Here is a 19530-nt window from a genome sequence, read left to right on the forward strand (position 1 = left end):
GATCTCAGACCCATGCTTCATGAGGAAGTCGTCGGGCGCATCCGCGCCATCCTGCTCGACGGCGAGATCCCGCCGGGCGCGCGGATTCCCGAGCGCGAGCTGTGCGAGCGGCTCCAGATATCGCGCACGCCGCTACGCGAGGCACTCAAGGTGCTCGCCGCCGAAGGGCTCGTGCAGCTCTTGCCGCATCGCGGCTCGCGCGCGGCAAAACTGACCGACAAGGACATGCGCGACCTGTTCGAGGTCTGCCAGGGCCTGGAGGCGCTCGCCGGCGAGCTCGCCTGCGAGCGCATCACGGACGTCGAGATCGACGCGATCGCCGCCGTGCACGGGGACATGGTGCGGCATTATCGCGATGGCGACCTGATCCAGTACTATCGCGGCAACCGCGCCATTCACGAAGCCATCGTCACCGCAGCCGGAAACCCGGTCCTCGCGGGACTGTATACGTCCGTGACCGCGCGCATCCGGCGCGCGCGTTACGTCACGCCGATGACGCCCGAGCGCTGGGCGCTCGCCGTGAAGGAGCATGACGCAATCCTGAATGCACTGCAGAGGCGCGACGGCGTCGGCCTCGCCCATATCCTGCGCGCGCATCTGCGTCACAAGCGCGAAGAGGTTTTGCAGGCGGGCTTTGCCGAAACGGAAGGCAACGACCTCGTGCCGCGAATTGCGTGAGACGGCGTTCGCGACGTAAAAAGAATCTTGCAGTCCCGCCGCATCGCGCGGTCAGGAGACACAATCGCGACACAATCATTGATTGCATTTGGCACACCAGTCGGATCGTGCTGACTCGAGGAACGTTGGCAACAGACGTCTATTTGTCGCCCGCCGGAATTGCGCATCCAGCTTCGACAATCGCGACCAACACCGAACCAATTCCACTTGCTCGCCTGTCTGAACCGGCGCAGCATTCGACTATCGGCACAGGCCGAATGTAACGCGCAAACAATTGCGCAAAACAAAAGACAAAAGCGGAGCAAACGCATGACAATCGATGTCTCACGTCGGTCCTTGTTCGCCCTCGGGGCTGGCCTTGGTGCCAGCGCAATGCTCGGCAGCAGCGCGATGGCGCGCGCTCCCAAGCTCGGCACCCAGACGCCCTACTGGCACCGCTTCGTTCTTGGCGATGCCGAAGTCACCATCGTATCCGACGGACCGCTTCCACTCGGCGACCCCTCCGGGACTTTCACCGGCGTACCCAAGGAAGAGGTGAAGAAGATGCTGTCCGACAATTTCCTGTCGCCGGACAATGTCGTGCTCGAGCAGAACTCGCCGATCGTCAACACCGGCGACAAGCTGATCCTGTTCGATACCGGCATGGGCAGCTCCAAGTTGTTCGGCACCACGACCGGACGGCAACAGAAGAGCATGACCGAGGCGGGCATCAAGCCCGGGGACATCGATGCGGTGGTCTGCTCGCACGCCCATATCGACCACATCGGGGGCATCGTGGACGACGGCGGCAAGCCGCTGTTTCCAAACGCGCAGATCTACATCTCACAGACCGATTTCGACTTCTGGACCGACGAAGGCAAGCTCGGCAGCGCGGCCAAGGATTTCGTCGTCCACGCCCGCAAGAACCTGCTGCCGGTGCGCGACCGCATCGTGTTCTTCAAGGACGGCCAGGAATTCCTGCCCGGCGTGCAGGCGATCTCAGCCCCCGGCCATACCGTCGGCCATACCATCTTCATGGTCTCGTCGGCCGGCAAGTCCTTCGCCTTCATGGGCGACCTCTCGCACCATTCCGTGCTGCTGCTTGAGCGTCCACGGATGGAATTCTCCTACGACACCGATCCGAAGCAGGCGGCCGAGTCACGCGTAAAACTGCTGACCATGCTTGCGGCGAACAAGGTCCCGGTGATGTCCTATCACTTCGCCTGGCCGGGCTATGGCCATGTCGCCAAGGCCGGCGACGGCTTCCATTACTATCCCGAACCGATGCAGATGACGTTGTAGGTCGTCGAACTTGATCCGGGCGGCGCCTGTCCGCCCGGATCAAGAATCTGTTCCGCGAGCTCCGCGACCGCGAGCGGCTTCGAGGTGGCAGCGCCAGTCCGCGCCGGCCGTCATCCAGATGCAGGCGGCTCCAAATCAGGCCGCTTCGCATAAAGAAACGCGGCGAGAGCGCCGTGGCCCTTGTAGAGAAAACTCCAATAAACCCGCCTGCCGTCACGGCTCTCGACGAACCAGTAGCCGGTCACCGTCGTTCCCATTCTCGAAATATCGCTCCACAATATTCTGGTTCTGCGCAATCCCAGCGTAGGACCAAACAGGTTCGAGGGGCCTTCAATCGACTCTTCGTCCCATGTCACCTTGTGGACGGATGTAAGCGACGGCGACATGAAGCCGGCAGCACCAAGGCCCAGGAGTGCCACCACCATCCCTCCCCAGCCGCCTCCCTGAAACAGGACACCGTACAAGCCGGCGAGCGACATGAAGCAACCGCCGATGACGGTGAACCAGGCGGTGCTTTTCTCCGGCTCGATTGCTCCCGCGGTATCGCTAAGCACGCTCGGCTTGGCCCGTAGAAGCACCCAAAAGATAACCGCAATCGTACCAGCGGTCATCCCTACCGTGACCAAGACTTGCATGGCCAATAATGAGAAGGCCAACGAGCACCTCTTGTATCGCCAGCTGCCTCGCCGCGGATCGTCTACCGCGCCCTAGCAGCCGAGCCTGTCGGCGACGCCGCCAAAATCCTTGGCGACGATGTCCCAATTGCCGGTGGCCTCGAAATCGACTTTCTGCAGCGGACCGTATTCGGTCGGCCTCGCCACGAAGGCGGTCTTCAGCCCGTTCTTCTGCGCGGCGGCGAGATCGCCGTTGTGGGCGGCGACCATCATCACCTCTTCCGGCTTGAGGCAGAGCAGGCGCGCGGCGCCGAGATAGGTTTCCGGATCTGGCTTGTAGTGCTCGAACAGTTCGGCCGACATGACGAGGTCCCACGGCAGGCCTGCAAACTTCGCCATGTTGGTGAGCAGCGCGACATTGCCGTTCGACAGCGGCGAGATCACGAATTTTGTCTTCAGCCGCGTCAGGCCCGCGACGCTGTCGGGCCAGGGATGCAGGCGGTGCCAACCCTTGGTGAGGTGATCGAGATCGGCTTCGGTCAGGCCCTTGATCGAAAATTGCTCGACCAGCTTTTCCAGCGAGCGGCGATGCAGATCGTCGAGCATGACATAGCCGCGCTCGGGATGTTTGCGCACGTCATCCATCGAGGCCATGTACATGCCGCGCCAGCCGTCGACCAGTGCGGTCCAGTCCGCGGTGATGCCGCGGCCCTTGGCCCACCACATGAAGTCGGTGATCAGGCTGGTGCGCCAATCCACGACGGTGCCGAACACGTCGAACACGAGGGCTTTGACGGCGGTGAGGTCCGACATGGGCGCTTTCCCGTATGTTACTTATTCTTGGTCATTCCGGGATGCACCACGAGGCGCAGGCCCCGAATGACGGCAGCATGCCGTGACCTAGTCCAGGTGGAATTTCGCCAGCTCGCGGTGCTCGGCCTTGATGTAGCGCACGGTGCCGGTGACCGAACGCATCACCACCGTCTCGGTCTCGATCACGCCGTCCTTGCGGAATTTGACGCCTGACAGCAGCGATCCCGTGGTGACGCCGGTGGCGGCGAACAGGCAGTCGCCGCGCGCCATGTCCTCGATGCCGTAGATCATCTTGGGATCGTTGACGCCCATCTTGGCGGCGCGCTCGCGCTTCTCGTCGGAATCGAGGATGAGGCGGCACTGCATCTGGCCGCCGATGCAGCGCAGTGCCACGGCCGCGAGCACGCCTTCCGGCGCACCGCCGGTGCCGAGATACATGTCGACGCCGGTATTGTCGGGGTCGGCGCAATGGATCACGCCGGCGACGTCGCCGTCGGTGATGAGGCGCACAGCGGCGCCCGTCGAGCGCACGCTCTCGATGATGCTGGCATGGCGCGGACGGTCGAGCACGAGAACGGTGATCCCGTCAGGCTTGACGCCCTTGGCCTTGGCAAGGCGGCGGACGTTTTCGGCCGGCGTCGCATCGAGCTCGACGACGCCCTTGTCGTAGCCGGGACCGATCGCGAGCTTCTGCATGTAGACGTCGGGGGCGTGCAAGAGCGTGCCGCCGTCGGCCATCGCCATGGTGGCGATCGAGCCCGGCATGTTCTTGGCGCACAGCGTGGTGCCTTCGAGCGGGTCGACCGCGATGTCGACCTGCGGGCCGGCATTCATGCCGACCTTCTCGCCGATGAAGAGCATCGGCGCCTCGTCGCGCTCACCCTCGCCGATGACGATGGTGCCCTCGATCGGCAGCTTGTTGAGCTCGCGCCGCATCGCGTCCACCGCGGCCTGGTCGGCCGCCTTCTCGTTGCCGTGCCCGCGCAGACGCGCCGAAGACACCGCCGCCCGCTCCGTCACACGCACGATCTCCAGCGTGAGAATGCGCTCGAGCAACGCTTGCGGCGGGACAGAAATATGGGTCGACATCGGCTCACTCCTTCGAAACAGGTTTGGACGGAAATCTCCGCCCGCATCAACTCGTAACACCCACAGTTCGTTCGAACCGTGTCATTGTTTAAGCATGCTCTTTCCGGAAAACCGCTTCACACTTTGCGCTAACGCGGTCCTTCGGATCCGGAGCATGCTCTAGTTCTTCTCGATCCGGATCACCTGCGGCCGCCCGCTGATCACCTTGTCGCGCTGCACGGCCGCGAGCGCGCGGCGCACGGCATCCTCATGCGTGGCATAGGTGATCAGGATGACGGGCACCGGGACCGCCTTGCCGTTTGCCGGCGCAGCGCCGCCGTTGGGATGGCGCTGCACGATCGACTCGATCGAAATCTTCTGCTCGGCAAGCCGGGTCGCGATCGCAGCCGCGGTACCCGGGAAATCGCGTGCCAGAAGGCGGATGTAATAGCCGCCTTCGTGGCGCTCCATCGGCGCCTTCTTGGTATCGCGCAGCTGCGAAATCGGCCGGCCGAACGGATTGGCGCGAATGCCGCGCGCGACATCGGCGATATCGGCGACGACGGCGGATGCGGTCGCCGCCCCCCCGGCACCGGGGCCGACCAGCGTGATCGGCGGGATGCCCTCGCCATCGATCGTGACCGCATTGGTGACACCCATCACCTGTGCGATCGACGAGGATTTTGGAACCATGGTCGGGTGCACGCGCTGCTCGATGCCCTTGGCGGTGCGAACCGCGACGCCGAGGAGCTTGAGCCGGTAACCGAGATCGTCAGCGGCACGGAGGTCTTCCGGCGCGATGGAGGAGATACCTTCGACATACACGGCGCTTTGAGCAACTTTCGTGCCGAAAGCGAGGCTGGCGAGAATGGCGAGCTTTTGCGCGGTATCGTGGCCGTCGACGTCGAATGACGGATTAGCCTCGGCATAGCCGAGCCGTTGCGCATCCTTCAGGCATTCGGCGAAAGACAGGCCCTCCTGCTCCATCCGGGTCAGGATGTAATTGCAGGTGCCGTTGAGGATGCCATAGACCCGGTTGATGCCGGTTCCGGCAAGACCTTCGCGTAACGTTTTGATGACAGGGATCGCAGCGCCGACGGCTGCCTCGAAATTCAGCGCGCCGCCGTGCTTTTCGGCGGCCTTTGCCAGCTTGAGGCCGTGCTTTGCGAGCAACGCCTTGTTGGCGGTGACGACGGACTTGCCGGCACCGAGCGCGGCTTCGACCGCCGACAGCGCGGGATCGCCGGCGCCGCCCATCAGCTCGACGAAGCAGTCGATGCCGGGATGCGTGGCGAGCGCCATCGGATCCTTGACCCATTCGACGCCGCGCAGATCGAGGCCGCGCTTCTTGGCCTTCGAGCGCGCGGTGACAGCGACGACGCGGATCCCGCGGCCGCAGCGGCCCGAGAGCACGCGCGCCTGCGTTTCAATCAAACGGACAACTTCGGCGCCCACGGTGCCGAGCCCCGCTATGCCCACTTTCAGGGGTGCAACCATGATGCTTTAGAAAACCTGCGGAAGAGAACTTAACGCCGATTGGCGAGCGGAACGACGTTGTGCAACGTTTCGATGCCGCTTTCAAGGAAGCGGCGCACGCCGCGCGCGGCCTGCCTGATCCGTTGCTCGTTTTCCACCATGGCGATACGGACATATCCTTCACCATGCTCGCCAAAGCCGACGCCGGGCGAGACCGCGACACCGGATTTCTCCACCATCAGGGTCGCGAACTGCATGCTGCCGACGCTGCGGAAGGCTTCCGGCAACGGCACCCAGGCGAACATCGATGCTTCCGGCGGCGGGATCTCCCAGCCGGCACGGCCGAACGATTCCACCAGCGCGTCGCGCCGCTTGCGGTAGGTGTCGCGCATCTCCTTGATGCAATCGTCCGGTCCGTTCAGCGCGGCGGTCGCGGCGACCTGGATCGGCGTGAACGCACCGTAGTCGAGATAGGATTTGACGCGCCCGAGTGCCGCAATCACGCGCTCGTTGCCGACGGCGAAGCCCATGCGCCAGCCAGCCATCGAATAGGTCTTCGACATCGAGGTGAATTCGACGGCGACGTCGATCGCGCCCGGCACCTGGAGCACCGAGGGCGGCGGGTTGTTGTCGTCGAAATAGACCTCGGCATAAGCGAGATCGGACAGGATCAGGATCTCGTGCTTCTTCGCGAACGCGACCAGGTCCTTGTAGAAGTCGAGACTTGCGACATAGGCAGTCGGGTTCGAAGGGTAGCAGACGACGAGCGCCAGCGGCTTCGGGATCGAATGCACGATCGCCCGTTCGACCGCCTCGAAGAATTGCGGCGTCGGCTCCGAAGGCACCGAGCGGATCACGCCGCCCGCCATCAAGAAGCCGAAGGCGTGAATCGGGTAGCTCGGATTCGGACAAAGGATGACGTCGCCGGGCGCGGTGATCGCCTGCGCCACGTTGGCAAAGCCCTCCTTGGAGCCGAGCGTCGCCACCACCTGGGTGTCGGGATTGAGTTTCACGCCAAAACGGCGGGCGTAGTAGCCGGCCTGGGCCTTGCGCAGGCCGTTAATGCCACGAGAGGCCGAGTAACGGTCGGTGCGCGGCTTACCCAGCGTCTCCTTCAGCTTCTCCAGCACATGGGCGGGCGCCGGCAGGTCCGGATTGCCCATGCCGAGGTCGATGATGTCGGCGCCGGCGTTCCGCGCGGCTGCCTTGGCCCGGTTGACCTGTTCGAACACGTAAGGCGGAAGGCGGCGGATGCGGTAAAATTCTTCCATGGCTCTCTCGGCTCCGGGCAACCGGTCAGGACAGAATCGACAGGCCTTAACGACCATGCGAAAAGGCGCCCGCCCCCTCCGCGAAAATCACTCAAGATCAAATACTTAGAGCAATCATCGACGACGGCGACTGAGGTCGTTCGCCCTGACTCTCGGCTGAACTGAGGTCTTTTAGCACGGCAAGGCGGAGGCGCCAGCCATTACCTTGCAGCGCCTTATTTCGCGTCCTTGGCGGCAACCGCCTGACGGTCGCGCGCGGCAGCGAGCTCGGCCTCGATCTTGGCGCGTTGGTCCGGCGGCATGACCGCCTGATCGCGATCGGGCGGCAGATCGTGCACCGGCAGATAGCTCCCGGGCTCCCTGGGATGCGCTTGCGCATCGGCGGGCGTCATATCCGCGAGCTGGCTCGAGCAGCCGCCCAAGGCGAGCGCCGCCATCAGCAGCGCGCCACAGATCAGCCGCGACTTTTGCAGGTCCCTCAACGCCAACACTTGGGAAATCCCCTACTCGTCCCAAAGCACGGCCCCGGGCAACCTTACCCAAGTCCGCGCCCAAGCTCAAACCATTGCTGCCCAAATGGTGCGAGCGAGAAAACAGCCCGGGACCACCAAGCCGAGCGGTGCGGCTCGATTGTGACGGAACCAAGAAAATTTATCGCACCGCAACACAACTTCGAGAGTGTTTAACGCCAAACATGCGAGCTTCGCGGTGACGAATACGGAATGAATCGTTACTGTTCTGCTCATGAGCATGGCCACGACCGACACGCCCAAACCCGAGACGAAGTTCGATGCGGAAGCCTTCGCGATGAATGTCGCGCGGGCGATGGAAAGCGGCGGCAAGGCCCTCGCCGCCTACCTCAAGCCGCGCGAGAGCGGCGAGGTGCAGGATCGTCCGCCGGCCGAGCTTACCGAGGTCGTCAAGACCTTCACCGCCGTCGCCGAATACTGGCTGTCGGATACGTCGCGGTCCTCCGATCTCCAGACCAAGCTCGCCAAGGACTATCTCGACCTCTGGGGCTCGGCGGCGCGGCGCATGGCCGGCCAGGACGCCTCGCCCGCGATCGCGCCCTCGCCGCGCGACAAGCGCTTTGCCGATCCGGAATGGAAGTCGAACCAGTTCTTCGATTTCGTGATGCAGCTCTATCTGCTCACGACCAAATTTGCGCAGGAGCTTGTGCGCGACACCGAGGGGCTCGATCCGCAGACCCGCCGCAAGGCCGAGTTCTACGTCCAGCAGGTCACCAACGCGTTGTCGCCCTCCAACTTCGTGCTGACCAATCCGGAAGTACTGCGTGCGACGGTGGCCAGCAGCGGCGAAAATCTCGCGCGCGGCCTGAAGATGCTGGCCGAGGACATCGCCGCCGGCAAGGGCATCCTGAAGATCCGCCAGTCCAATCCGGACAATCTCGTCGTCGGCGTGAACATGGCGACGACGCCGGGCAAGGTGATCTACCAGAACGAGATGATGCAGCTGATCCAGTATGCGCCGGCGACGGAGAACGTGCTGCGCACGCCGCTGCTGATCATCCCGCCCTGGATCAACAAGTTCTACATCCTCGATCTCAAGCCGGAGAAGTCCTACATCAAGTGGTGCGTCGATCAGGGCATCACCGTGTTCGTGATCTCATGGGTCAATCCCGACAAGCGGCTCGGAGCCAAGAGCTGGGAAGACTACATGAAGGAAGGCCCGCTCACGGCGATGGACGTGATCGAGAAGATCACCGGCGAGATGAAGGTGCACACCGCCGGCTATTGCGTCGGCGGCACCATGCTCGCGACCACGCTGGCCTGGCTCGCCGAGAAGCGCCGCCAGCGCGTGGCGTCCGCGACGTTCTTCGCGGCACAGGTCGACTTCACCCATGCCGGTGATTTGCTCGTGTTCGTCAACGAGGAGCAGATCGCGGCCCTCGAGCAGGAGATGAAGGCGGCCGGCGTGCTCGAAGGCTCGAAGATGGCGATGGCCTTCAACATGCTGCGCTCCAACGATTTGATCTGGTCCTATGTCGTCAGCAATTACCTCAAGGGCCAGCAGCCGAGCGCGTTCGACCTGCTGCACTGGAATTCGGACGCGACGCGCATGACCGCGTCGAACCATTCGTACTATCTGCGCAATTGCTATCTGGAGAACCGGCTCTCGACCGGCACCTTGGTGCTGGACAACACCCTGCTCGATCTCTCCAAGGTCATGGTGCCGATCTACAATCTCGCGACCCGCGAGGACCACATCGCGCCGGCGGAATCGGTGCTGTACGGCTCCCAGTTCTTCGGCGGTCCGGTGAAATACGTGCTGTCCGGTTCGGGCCACATCGCCGGCGTGGTCAATCCGCCCGCCTCGAACAAATACCAGTACTGGACCAACGACAACATCAAGAACGTCAACGTCGCCGAGTGGATGAAGGGCGCGGTCGAGCACAAGGGCTCGTGGTGGCCGGACTGGCGCGAATGGCTCGGCACACTCGATCCCGAGGAGGTCCCGGCGCGCACGGTCGGCAGCGAAGCGCTGCCCCCGATCGAGGACGCCCCCGGCAGCTATGTCAGGGTTCGCGCATAACGGAAAATTCCTTGCGCATGGCGCAATCTTGCGCGCTTGTATAAGCTCGCTCTCAACACAGCGACGACATAGGGGACCGGGTTATGACGCGTGAATTGTTCTGGCTGACACTGACGGTGGTCCTGACCGGAATCCTCTGGATTCCCTACACCATCAACCGCTGCCAGATTCGCGGTCTCGGTGGCGCGATGGCCAATCCCTCGCGCGCCGACAAGCCGCAGTCGGAATGGGCGAACCGCCTGATGTTCGCGCATGACAACGCCGTCGAGAACCTTGTGCTGTTCGCGCCGCTGGTGCTGATCCTGAACGCAATCGACTACTCCTCGAAATGGACGGTGCTTGCTTGCGCCGTCTATTTCTGGTCGCGCGTCGCGCATCTGATCGTCTATGCGCTCGGGATCCCGGTATTCCGCACGGTGGCCTTCACCGTCGGCTTCATCGCGCAGGCCGTGTTGGCCGTCGCGATCTTCAAGGTGGTTTGAGATCAGGCCTTGTTGTTTTAGATCAGGCCTTGCGAACGACGAGATGCAGCATGTTCGCCGGCGTCTCGTCAAAGCTCTGGATCACGCTCCCGTCCGACGACAGCGTGATCCATGGACCCGCACTGGCGTAGGTCGCCTCGAGCCATTCTGGCGACGCATAATTGTAGTAGCGCCCGAGACTGTCCCGGCCGTCGCCCTCGCCCGTCTTGTAGCTGGCATAGAACACGCCTGACGGCCTGAGCGCGCGATGAATCCGCGCCAGGATGCCGGCGAGCTCGTCGCGCGGCACGTGCAGGAGACAGGCGCTGGCCCAGACGCCGTCATGGGCCTCGTGCGCGTCAAGCTGGTCGAACCGCATCGCCTCGACGGGATGACCGAGCCGCTGCGACGCGATCTCGGCCATTTCAGGCGAGCCGTCGGTGGCACGCACCGAAAAACCTTCGGCCAGCATCACCGCCGAATGATTGCCGGCGCCGCAGCCGAGCTCGAGGATCGAACCACCGGACGGCAACAGGGCGAGAAAGCCACGCAGCCGCGTCGAGGGAGCCTTCTTCCAACCGGCATAGGCCTCGGCATTCTGCCGGTAGAATGTCAGCGTGGTCTCGTCCATGCGTCACTCGCTTCCAAAACCTCGACCAGTCTGCCCACTTTGACGGCAGCCATCAACCGCAGGTGTGGCCGCCAGATGACAGTGCGGCAAAAACAACCGGCGTTCCGGTTTGCTCATACAGGTTGTCGTCCATCCACAGGTATATTCGCGCATCGCAATTGATCGATTCGGGGCAGACATGAATTGGAAGTTGATTTCCGCGCTCGGCGCGATCTCGCTCGCAGCCGTCGCGACCCAGGCCAACGCCGCTGATCTCGCCGCACGTCCTTATACCAAGGCGCCGCCGATGATCGCCGCGGTCTACAATTGGAGCGGTTTCTATATCGGCGCCAACGGCGGCTATGGTACGTCGCGCAAGTGCTGGGACCAGACCGTCGGCTTCTCCCCCGCAACTGCTGAAGGATGCCATGACGCGACGGGTGCCGTCGCCGGCGGCCAGATCGGTTATCGCTGGCAGAGCAGCGCCTTCGTGTTCGGCCTCGAAGCGCAGGGCGACTGGGCGGACCTCTCTGGCCGGAACGCCAGCACCGTGTTCGGCGTCGCGAATCGCACCCGCGTCGACGCCTTCGGCCTGTTCACCGGCCAGGTCGGCTACGCCTGGAACAACGTGCTGCTCTACGCGAAGGGCGGCGCCGCGGTCACCCGCGATCGCTACGCCGGCATCGGTACGGGCGGTCTGGCCGGGGCCGAGTTCGACGGCGCCAAGGAGACCCGTTGGGGCGGTACGGTCGGCGTCGGCTTCGAATACGGCTTTACTCCGAACTGGTCGGTCGGCCTCGAATACGACCATCTGTTCATGGGCCGGCGCGACGTCACGCTCACGGCCACGGGCGTGACGGGAGTTCCTGTCGGCTCGTTCTCGCGCACCGACCGCATTGGTCAGGACGTCGACGTGATCACGGCCCGCGTCAACTACAGGTTCGGCGGCCCGGTCATCGCGAAGTACTGAAGTCTCGTGTCTCGGACGCGCTGCAACGCCTAGGCGTTGCAACGCAGACCCGGGACCTAGAGAGCTACACGCAAAATCAGAATGGGCCCCGGCTCTGCAGCGCATCGCCAAGAGGCGCTGCGCTGCGTCCGGGGCACGAGCGTGTCTACTCCTCCGGCAATCCCAGCATCAGCCGCATGTTCTGCACGGCCGCGCCGGACGCACCCTTGCCGAGATTGTCGAGCCGCGCAACCAGCACCGCCTGATGGTACTTGTCGCTTGCGAAGACGTGGAGCTCGAGCATGTTGGTCTCGTTGAGCGCTTCCGGCTCGAGCTTGCCGCCCTTGGTCGCCTCGTTCTGCAGCGGCATCACCGAGACGTATTTTGAGCCGGCGTAACGCTTTGCCAGCGCGGCTTGCAGGTCCGCGCCGCTGGGCTTGCCGGGCAGCGTGTCGAGCTGGAGCGGCACCGACACCAGCATGCCCTGCCGGTAATTGCCGACCGAGGGAATGAAGATCGGCCGTCGCGTCAGGTTCGAATAGAGCTGCATCTCGGGCAGATGCTTGTGCTCGAAGCCGAGGCCGTAGAGCTCGAAGGACGGCGCGGTGCCGTCTTCGAAGCTCGCGATCATCGACTTGCCGCCGCCGGAATAGCCGCTCACCGCATTGACGGTGATCGGATAATCGTGCGGCAGCAGGCCAGCGTCGACGATCGGCCGCAGCAGCGCGATCGCGCCGGTCGGATAGCAGCCGGGGTTGGAGACCTTCTTCGCAGCCTTGATCTTGCCGGCCTGGTCCGGTGTCAGTTCCGGAAAGCCATAGGCCCAGTCGGGCGCAACCCGGTACGCGGTCGAGGCGTCCAGCACCTTCGGGCCCGACGGCCCCATGCTGTCGATGAGCGCGACGGTCTCCTTCGCGGCATCATCCGGCAGGCAGAGGATGACGAGATCCACCTCCTCCATCAGCGCCTTCTTGGCTGCGGGGTCCTTGCGCTTGTCGTCGGCGATGGTCTTCACCGCAACGTCGCTCTGCTTCAGCCGCTCGTTGATGCCGAGCCCGGTGGTGCCGGAGCCGCCGTCGACGAAGACGGTGGCGGGCTTCTTCGTGGCGCCAGTGGTCGGTGCTTTCGTCGTTTCAGTGAGGCTCATGGCGCGCTCCTTTCGAGGATGTTGGTTTCGTTCGCGAAGGCTTCCGGCCTCACGTCCTGCATCAGTTGCGCGATCTCCCTCGCGTCGGCGGCGGGCTGCGCACCGAGCGCATTGGCGATCGCCGTATAATCGGCGTCGGACTTGTGCTGGTTGAGCTTGAAGCTGCCTTCGACCTCTTCAACTGTCATGACCAGCCCCACGATTCCCTTCTTCAGCGCTTCCAGCCTGCCGGCCGTCATCTTGCCCGACGTCCACGGCGTCTTCGGCAACAGCCAGCTCTCGAACTTCTCGCTGAGCGTGTCGATCTGCACCGCCAGCTCGTCATCCGACAGCAGCCGCACCGGCCCGCTCAGATGCACCGACTGGTAAAGCCAGGTCGGCACCTGATCCGGCGAGACGTACCAGTCCGGCGACACATAGGCATCGGGGCCGTTGACCGCGAGCAGCCATGACGCGTCGCCTGCCAGCTTTAGCAGCGGATTGTGACGGGCAACATGAAAGGCGGCCTGCGGCGTGCCGTCAGCGGCATAGGTCAGGTAGAACGGAATTGGCGAGGCGACCGGCTTGTGGCCGTCGAAGGCGCACATGGTCCCGAAGCCGCGCTCGCCTGCGAATTTCAGGCTCGCGGCGCGGTCCTGCTTGAAAAAGGGTGGCGTGTACATCGTGGTCTCCTGCTGGCCTCCTTGGGGGGCCGCCGGATCAGATCGCGCTGACAGGAGAGAGAATGCCGCGGATCGGATCCAGCGGCAAAGACGATGATCTCAAACGCGATCGACCGCCCAAACCGCGAAGCTGCGGCGGCGGCGACGGGCGAACAAAATAGTCGCGGCGTTGATCATGGCGCGGGGCTATAAGGCCATATTGGCCGGTCGTCAAGGTTTTGGAACTGTCATTCCGGGCCGCCCTAGCCAAGACAGGGGCGGCCGGTGCGCGCGATCGGCTGGCCTCCGCTCGCTGTCGCTACCATCTGGCCATGCCGAGGCGGCTGAAGAGCGTCTCCCAAAAGGAACTTGCGCGGGACAGTTCGTACAAATGGGCGCTTGCCTGGCCGTTTCCAAGATCGGACGCCTTGCTGTACCACTTGATCGCCTGCCGAGTATCCTTAGGGACGCCCGTGCCGCTCTCATACGCCCACCCCAGATTGTATTGGGCCAACCCGTCGTTCTGATCGGCGGCCTTGCGCAGCAGGGATATGCCCTTGGCGAAATCCTGCGGCACGCCTTCGCCTTTGATGTGCAACAGGCCGAGACGCGTCTGCGCAAACGTCAAGCCCTGGTCAGCCGCCTTCGAAAACAGATCGAAAGCCAAAGTGAAGTCTTGGGGAACGCCTCGTCCGTCCCAGTACATGGCTGCAAGGTGGGATTGGCTAAAAGCGTTCCCCTGATCCGCCGCCTTGGCGTACCAGTCGGCCGCCTGCTTTTCGTCGCGAGCTGTACCTAGGCCCATCTCATAGACGTACGCAAGATTCTCCTGGCCGTAGGCGTCGCCCTGTTCCGCGGACAGGCGAAACCATTTGATGGCCTCCGCGCTATTGCGCTTCGTCCCACTTCCGTCCCGGTACATCGCCCCCAGATAGAACTGCGCACGTGCGCTTCCGATTTCGGCCAGCGGCTTCAACCGCTCCATCGCGCGTTCAAAATCATGCGCAAGATATGCGCTCACGCCGTCCTTGAAGTCGGCGCTGACGTCGATGACCGAGGATCCCCCTTTCGGGGTCACGCCGATCAGCCCGTACTTGAACTCGTCAAGCTTATCGAACCCCTTCTCGATTGCCGGAGCAAACTCTGGCGGGCAGACCGGCGCATCGAGTGTAAGGCGAAGAACTGCGTTGGAACGAATGGTTCGGCCATCGAGGTCAACGGTGCCGCTTACGTCGATCCGGCCGTGAACGTCTCCGTAGCCTGTCCTGCCCTCGAACGTCGCCGAATAGGCGACAGGCGCCGGTTTCTCGTAGAAGAAAGTGTTCTCGGGAACCGTGAGTGAAGCGACCTCGCGGTATTCCATAGGCCGGCAAACAAAGGGCCGCCCGCTCGTCTGGCGCGCAACCAACCGCAAAAGCGATCGCCTTGGATCCGTCAAAGGCAACATCCTGACGCGCGTGGGCCGATCAAGATCGAGGGCTTTGCTGATCTGAAACGTTGATGCGATGGCGTAGCTGTCCGTCAGCTCGCGCGGATTTGGGTAGGTGTAATCACCGGTGCCGGTCAGGCCGGCTTGCTCGATCAGCCGGCCGGCCGCCATTCGCCGGTCCGCATCATCCAATCCCTGCGCGACCGCGCGTCCCAATTGCGCACCGACGCCTGTCCCGGACAGGATCGATCGGGCTTCGCGCTTCCCGTCCTTGCCAAGGACGTAGTCGGTTTCCGCGGCCAGCCGGAAACGCGCCGGCTCGATCACGGGGATGCGCCCCAGGGTGCCCTTGTCGATGTTGAGGGCCGGCTTGCCCGCGAGATCCGGCGGCAGGGAGCCGAAGGCGAAGAGCGAAGCGGTCGGATCAAGATACTGGTCGATCTCCGGGACATAGGCGATCGCGTGATCGAAATTCGGCGTGGCAACCTCGGTGAGCGTGTACCTTGCGTCCGAGTTGACCGCGACCAGATTGGCTTCTATGCCCTGGGTAGCGAGCAACGCCTTGAACAGTGTCGCATGCGCCTTGCAGTCGCCGTAGCGCGACGCAAGCACGGCCGAGGCGGGCTGAGACGTCCAGCCGCCGTCCTCGAGGCCAATTCCGACGTAGCGGATGTTGCGGGCCACCCAATTGTAGATGCGCTCGATTTTCGCGCGTGTGCCGACGGCGTCGCCGACGATCTCCCGCGAAAGTCTTGTAATCCTCTCATCCGGTCGCGCCATAGGCGCGTTGCGGGAGTTCAGCGTCGCCGCGAAAGCGGAATAGTCAGCAAACGTGCTCACCTCGAAACGCTCTGCACCCGCGAGAGTCTCCTCGTCGATCTGCCGGGGTCTCGGCGCGTCCTGCCGGAAACGCACGCGATGGACGATCCGATCGTTCACTCTCTCTTCATGGTGCTCGACATTGCGCGATGCGATCCGCAGCGGCATGGATGCCGGTCCGTCAACGGTCACTTCGAGCAACTCAGGTGGCTGGTTAGCCGGCTCGCTCCAAAAGCGCGCAAACTCACCCGGAAATCTCGGCTGCTTCGCCTTGTAGACCAGACGCCCGCGGATGCTGTCGCCGGGAGCAACATGCGGAAAGGCGATGATCCTGTCGCGCACCTCGTCGAAATAGGGCGAGGAGGAATCTGTCGATGCCGGTTGATCACGGATGGCGCGCTCGTCCACTGCGACCACGCCGCCATCTGCCTTGAGAGTGGCAAGCTCTACTGACGTCAAATCGTCAAAATAGCTGTTGTATTGAAAACTTTGCTGCGCGATCGCCTCGGCGCCCTTCTCGTCGAGCGCCTTGATTTCGAACTCGAAGACCTCGGTGCTGAGCCCCTTCTCATCGAAGGTGACGGCATAGCGCGCCACCGTTCGCCGCCAGCCCGGGTCGATCCAGCCGGGCTTACGATCGGTGTCCGGTGACTCAGCGGCACGCAATTTCATGCCTGGCGACGAGAGCAGCAATGCCACCAGAAAAGTTGAACAAACTCGGATAATCATGTGCTGAGCGCTCGGCCGCTAGGTCGGCAGCTCAACTAGCAGGCGAAAATTACCAGCCGCACTCTCAGAAAGCACAACTTTTAGATTTCTCCACGACCCAACCGAGCCGCGCGCTCCATCAAACGATGCGCCAGATCCATTCCATGATCTTCGCGATCACGTCGCCGAACAGCAGGAGCGCCGCCGACCAGACCAGCGCCGAGACGAAATTGGCGACCTGGAAGCTCCAATAGGGCATCTCGAAAATGCCGGCTGCAAGCGGCACGGAGGCACGCAAGGGGCCGAAGAAGCGGCCGATGAAGATGCTCGGCACGCCCCAGCTGCGCACGAAGGCCTCGCCCCTGGGCAGGAGTTCCGGATAGCGCGAGAGCGGCCACATCTGGGCGACCCGCTCCTTGTAGCGATAGCCGAACCAGTAGGAGACCCAGTCGCCCAGCGCCGCGCCGAGGCCGCCGGCGATCCAAACCGGATAGAAGCTGATGCCGCTCGCGCCGATCAGCGCGCCGATAGCGACCAACGCGCCCCAAGCCGGGATCAGCAGGGAGATGAAGGCGAGCGACTCCCCGAAAGCGAGCAGGAACACGATGGGAGCTGCCCACGCCTCGTGAGCGCGCACGAAATCGGCCAGGGCGTGCGCAAACTGCTCCATTCAAAAATAGCCTTCCTGCCCTATCTCAAGGTGCTGCGGTGAAAAGGACTGGTAAGCCAAGGACTTGTGTGACATCAAGTCACAAAGTCCGGTCCAGGCTGGACCGGGACGTCAAATTGCCGGGAATTGATGGGGATGCGGCGTAAAATCGCCGGGATTGGCTCCCAACCACGGCGCCCTGCCCGCCCTGCGATAACCTTTCCAGGTCAGAAGTGGCATAGTCGGCCGAACCGATTCGCCGCCTATGCGGCCCTCAAAACGCATAAAGATATATGTCCAAGCAGTTGAAACCCAAAGCAAAAGACGATTTTTTTGGTGGCGATGAGCCGAACCCTCGTTCCGCCAAGGCGGCGCCGCGCGCGAGCGGCGCCGAGGCTGACTACACCGCGGCCGACATCGAGGTGCTCGAAGGTCTGGAACCAGTGCGTCGCCGGCCCGGCATGTATATCGGCGGCACCGACGAGAAGGCGCTGCATCACCTGTTCGCCGAGGTCATCGATAACTCGATGGACGAAGCCCTGGCAGGGCATGCGACCTTCATCGGAGTCGATTTGAGCGCGGACGGCTTTTTGACCGTGATCGACAACGGCCGCGGCATCCCGATCGATCCGCATCCAAAATTCCCAAAGAAGTCGGCGCTCGAAGTCATCATGTGCACGCTGCACTCGGGCGGCAAGTTCGACTCCAAGGTCTACGAGACCTCGGGCGGCCTGCACGGCGTCGGCATCTCCGTGGTGAACGCCCTCTCCTCGCTGCTCGAGGTCGAGGTCGCGCGCAGCCAGAAGCTCTATCGCATGACGTTCGAGCGCGGGCACCCGAAGGGCAAGCTCGAGGATCTCGGCAAGGTCAACAACCGCCGCGGCACCCGCGTGCGCTTCAAGCCCGACACCGACATCTTCGGCGCCAAGGCCGCGTTCAAGCCGCAGCGCCTGTTCAAGATGACGCGTTCGAAGGCGTATCTGTTCGGCGGCGTCGAGATCCGCTGGAATTGCGCGCCCGAGCTGCTCAAGGGCGTCGAGGACGTGCCGGCGGAAGCGACGTTCCACTTCCCCGGTGGCCTCAAGGATTATCTGGCGGCCGCGATCCACGCCGACACGCTGGTGCATCCCGACATCTTCTCCGGCAAGTCGGGCCGCAACGGCGCACATGGCGCCTGCGAATGGGCCGTGGCCTGGACCGCTGATGCCGACGGCTTCCTCTCCTCCTACACCAACACCGTGCCGACGCCCGACGGCGGCACGCACGAATCCGGCCTGCGGAGCGCGCTGCTGCGCGGCCTGAAGGATCACGCCGAGCGCGTCGGCCAGGGCAAGCGCGCGTCGTCCATTACGTCTGAAGACGTGATGGTGGGTGCAGCCGTGATGCTCTCGGTGTTCGTGCGCGAGCCCGAATTCCAGGGGCAGACCAAGGACCGTCTCGCCACCGCCGAAGCGCAGCGCATCGTCGAACAGGCGATGAAGGATCCGTTCGACCATTGGCTCTCGGGCAATCCGAACCAGGCCAACAGGCTGCTCGACTTCGTGGTCGACCGCGCCGAGGAGCGGCTGCGCCGTCGCCAGGAGAAGGAGACCGCGCGCAAGAGCGCCGGCAAGAAGCTGCGCCTCCCGGGGAAGCTCGCCGATTGCAGCGACGCCGGTTTGGACGGCTCAGAACTCTTCATCGTCGAGGGAGACTCGGCCGGCGGCAGCGCCAAGCAGGCGCGCGACCGCAAGACCCAGGCCGTGTTGCCGCTGCGCGGCAAGATCCTCAACGTCGCCTCCGCAGGCAAGGACAAGCTGACGGCAAACACGCAGCTCGCCGACCTCGTGCAGGCGATCGGCTGCGGTATGCTCGCGCAGTATCGCGAAGAGGATCTGCGCTATCAGCGCATCATCATCATGACCGACGCCGACGTCGACGGTGCCCACATCGCGTCGCTGCTGATCACGTTCTTCTACCGCCAGATGCCGCGGCTGATCGACGAGGGGCATCTCTTTCTCGCGGTGCCGCCGCTCTACAAGCTGACGGTCGGCACGAAGTCGATCTACGCCCGCGACGACGCGCACAAGGAAGCGCTGATCAAGAGCGAGTTCAACGCCAACGCCAAGGTCGAGGTCAATCGCTTCAAAGGCCTCGGCGAGATGATGCCCGCGCAGCTCAAGGAAACCACCATGGATCCAGCCAAGCGGACCATGCTGAAAGTGGTTCTGCTCGCCGACGACCGCGACACCACGGCGGATTCGGTGGAGCGCCTGATGGGCACCAAGGCCGAGGCGCGCTTCGCGTTCATCTCGGACAAGGCCGAATTCGCCAATGACGATTTGCTTGACGTCTGATCCGCAGACGCGGCCCGCTCCGTATCC

Annotated in this window: 17 protein-coding genes; 6 read left to right on the forward strand and 11 right to left on the reverse strand. The window is 63.5% G+C overall.

Annotated elements, in window-relative coordinates; genetic code table 11:
* Positions 1 to 12 precede the first annotated feature (12 nt).
* Both JQ591_RS10795 and JQ591_RS10800 read left to right on the forward strand, forming a co-directional pair.
* A complete protein-coding gene (locus JQ591_RS10795; protein WP_249136755.1) occupies positions 13 to 678 on the forward strand; it encodes a GntR family transcriptional regulator in 666 nt (221 codons plus the stop codon).
* A gap of 309 nt (positions 679 to 987) precedes the next feature.
* Positions 988 to 1959, forward strand: a complete 972-nt coding sequence (locus JQ591_RS10800; protein WP_211395972.1) for an MBL fold metallo-hydrolase — start codon at positions 988 to 990, stop codon at positions 1957 to 1959.
* 110 nt (positions 1960 to 2069) lie between these two features.
* Here the strand turns inward: JQ591_RS10800 and JQ591_RS10805 are convergent, their stop codons facing one another.
* The 6 genes from JQ591_RS10805 to JQ591_RS10830 all read right to left on the reverse strand — a co-directional run bounded on the left by JQ591_RS10805 (position 2070) and on the right by JQ591_RS10830 (position 7692).
* Positions 2070 to 2615 carry a hypothetical protein gene (locus JQ591_RS10805; protein ID WP_211395973.1) on the reverse strand — a complete coding sequence of 182 codons (546 nt, stop codon included), beginning with the start codon at positions 2613 to 2615 and terminating at the stop codon, positions 2070 to 2072.
* Positions 2616 to 2666: 51 nt separating this feature from the next.
* Positions 2667 to 3386, reverse strand: a complete 720-nt coding sequence (locus JQ591_RS10810) for a haloacid dehalogenase type II (RefSeq protein WP_211395974.1) — start codon at positions 3384 to 3386, stop codon at positions 2667 to 2669.
* Positions 3387 to 3473: 87 nt separating this feature from the next.
* Entirely contained in the window at positions 3474 to 4475 is a 1002-nt protein-coding gene (gene glpX / locus JQ591_RS10815) for a class II fructose-bisphosphatase (RefSeq protein WP_007609885.1), read from the reverse strand.
* 159 nt (positions 4476 to 4634) lie between these two features.
* Positions 4635 to 5951, reverse strand: a complete 1317-nt coding sequence (locus tag JQ591_RS10820) for a homoserine dehydrogenase (RefSeq protein WP_211395975.1) — start codon at positions 5949 to 5951, stop codon at positions 4635 to 4637.
* A 29-nt stretch (positions 5952 to 5980) separates the two neighbouring features.
* The gene (locus JQ591_RS10825; protein ID WP_211395976.1) at positions 5981 to 7201 is read right to left on the reverse strand and encodes an LL-diaminopimelate aminotransferase; all 1221 of its coding nucleotides are present in this window, start codon (positions 7199 to 7201) and stop codon (positions 5981 to 5983) included.
* 215 nt (positions 7202 to 7416) lie between these two features.
* Entirely contained in the window at positions 7417 to 7692 is a 276-nt protein-coding gene (locus JQ591_RS10830; protein WP_211395977.1) for a hypothetical protein, read from the reverse strand.
* Between the two features lie 253 nt (positions 7693 to 7945).
* On the opposite strand from JQ591_RS10830, the gene JQ591_RS10835 reads away from it, so the two are divergent.
* Positions 7946 to 9754, forward strand: coding sequence for a PHA/PHB synthase family protein (locus JQ591_RS10835; RefSeq protein ID WP_211395978.1), 1809 nt, complete (start codon positions 7946 to 7948; stop codon positions 9752 to 9754).
* Positions 9755 to 9837: 83 nt separating this feature from the next.
* Positions 9838 to 10236, forward strand: a complete 399-nt coding sequence (locus tag JQ591_RS10840; RefSeq protein WP_211395979.1) for an MAPEG family protein — start codon at positions 9838 to 9840, stop codon at positions 10234 to 10236.
* Between the two features lie 22 nt (positions 10237 to 10258).
* Here the strand turns inward: JQ591_RS10840 and JQ591_RS10845 are convergent, their stop codons facing one another.
* The gene (locus JQ591_RS10845) at positions 10259 to 10846 is read right to left on the reverse strand and encodes a class I SAM-dependent methyltransferase (RefSeq protein ID WP_211395980.1); all 588 of its coding nucleotides are present in this window, start codon (positions 10844 to 10846) and stop codon (positions 10259 to 10261) included.
* A gap of 178 nt (positions 10847 to 11024) precedes the next feature.
* Between JQ591_RS10845 and JQ591_RS10850 the strand changes: the two genes are divergently transcribed.
* Positions 11025 to 11795, forward strand: a complete 771-nt coding sequence (locus tag JQ591_RS10850; protein ID WP_211395981.1) for an outer membrane protein — start codon at positions 11025 to 11027, stop codon at positions 11793 to 11795.
* A 145-nt stretch (positions 11796 to 11940) separates the two neighbouring features.
* On the opposite strand, the gene argC is transcribed toward JQ591_RS10850, so the two are convergent.
* From argC to JQ591_RS10870, 4 genes are all read right to left on the reverse strand, one after another.
* Complete coding sequence (gene argC / locus JQ591_RS10855; protein WP_211395982.1) at positions 11941 to 12921, reverse strand: N-acetyl-gamma-glutamyl-phosphate reductase; 981 nt, start codon at positions 12919 to 12921, stop codon at positions 11941 to 11943.
* Positions 12918 to 13583, reverse strand: a complete 666-nt coding sequence (locus tag JQ591_RS10860) for an FMN-binding negative transcriptional regulator (RefSeq protein WP_211395983.1) — start codon at positions 13581 to 13583, stop codon at positions 12918 to 12920. Before JQ591_RS10860 ends, argC begins: the two co-directional genes overlap by 4 nt.
* Before the next feature lie 298 nt (positions 13584 to 13881).
* On the reverse strand, positions 13882 to 16539 hold the full coding sequence (locus JQ591_RS10865; protein ID WP_249136757.1) for a DUF3857 domain-containing protein: 2658 nt from the start codon (positions 16537 to 16539) through the stop codon (positions 13882 to 13884).
* 118 nt (positions 16540 to 16657) lie between these two features.
* A complete protein-coding gene (locus tag JQ591_RS10870) occupies positions 16658 to 17188 on the reverse strand; it encodes a DedA family protein (RefSeq protein ID WP_211395984.1) in 531 nt (176 codons plus the stop codon).
* A gap of 272 nt (positions 17189 to 17460) precedes the next feature.
* Between JQ591_RS10870 and parE the strand changes: the two genes are divergently transcribed.
* A complete protein-coding gene (gene parE / locus JQ591_RS10875; protein WP_211395985.1) occupies positions 17461 to 19503 on the forward strand; it encodes a DNA topoisomerase IV subunit B in 2043 nt (680 codons plus the stop codon).
* Positions 19504 to 19530 lie beyond the last annotated feature (27 nt).

This window comes from Bradyrhizobium canariense (assembly GCF_018130465.1).
Taxonomy (GTDB): domain Bacteria; phylum Pseudomonadota; class Alphaproteobacteria; order Rhizobiales; family Xanthobacteraceae; genus Bradyrhizobium; species Bradyrhizobium canariense_C.

Bases quoted from the DNA above. Each gene is read 5' to 3' on its own strand.
- JQ591_RS10795 (WP_249136755.1), top strand. From the start codon at position 13: ATGCTTCATGAGGAAGTCGTCGGGCGCATCCGCGCCATCCTGCTCGAC.
- JQ591_RS10800 (WP_211395972.1), top strand. From the start codon at position 988: ATGACAATCGATGTCTCACGTCGGTCCTTGTTCGCCCTCGGGGCTGGC.
- JQ591_RS10810 (WP_211395974.1), bottom strand. From the start codon at position 3,386: ATGTCGGACCTCACCGCCGTCAAAGCCCTCGTGTTCGACGTGTTCGGC.
- glpX (WP_007609885.1), bottom strand. From the start codon at position 4,475: ATGTCGACCCATATTTCTGTCCCGCCGCAAGCGTTGCTCGAGCGCATT.
- JQ591_RS10820 (WP_211395975.1), bottom strand. From the start codon at position 5,951: ATGGTTGCACCCCTGAAAGTGGGCATAGCGGGGCTCGGCACCGTGGGC.
- JQ591_RS10825 (WP_211395976.1), bottom strand. From the start codon at position 7,201: ATGGAAGAATTTTACCGCATCCGCCGCCTTCCGCCTTACGTGTTCGAA.
- JQ591_RS10835 (WP_211395978.1), top strand. From the start codon at position 7,946: ATGAGCATGGCCACGACCGACACGCCCAAACCCGAGACGAAGTTCGAT.
- JQ591_RS10840 (WP_211395979.1), top strand. From the start codon at position 9,838: ATGACGCGTGAATTGTTCTGGCTGACACTGACGGTGGTCCTGACCGGA.
- JQ591_RS10845 (WP_211395980.1), bottom strand. From the start codon at position 10,846: ATGGACGAGACCACGCTGACATTCTACCGGCAGAATGCCGAGGCCTAT.
- JQ591_RS10850 (WP_211395981.1), top strand. From the start codon at position 11,025: ATGAATTGGAAGTTGATTTCCGCGCTCGGCGCGATCTCGCTCGCAGCC.
- argC (WP_211395982.1), bottom strand. From the start codon at position 12,921: ATGAGCCTCACTGAAACGACGAAAGCACCGACCACTGGCGCCACGAAG.
- JQ591_RS10860 (WP_211395983.1), bottom strand. From the start codon at position 13,583: ATGTACACGCCACCCTTTTTCAAGCAGGACCGCGCCGCGAGCCTGAAA.
- JQ591_RS10865 (WP_249136757.1), bottom strand. From the start codon at position 16,539: ATGATTATCCGAGTTTGTTCAACTTTTCTGGTGGCATTGCTGCTCTCG.
- JQ591_RS10870 (WP_211395984.1), bottom strand. From the start codon at position 17,188: ATGGAGCAGTTTGCGCACGCCCTGGCCGATTTCGTGCGCGCTCACGAG.
- parE (WP_211395985.1), top strand. From the start codon at position 17,461: ATGTCCAAGCAGTTGAAACCCAAAGCAAAAGACGATTTTTTTGGTGGC.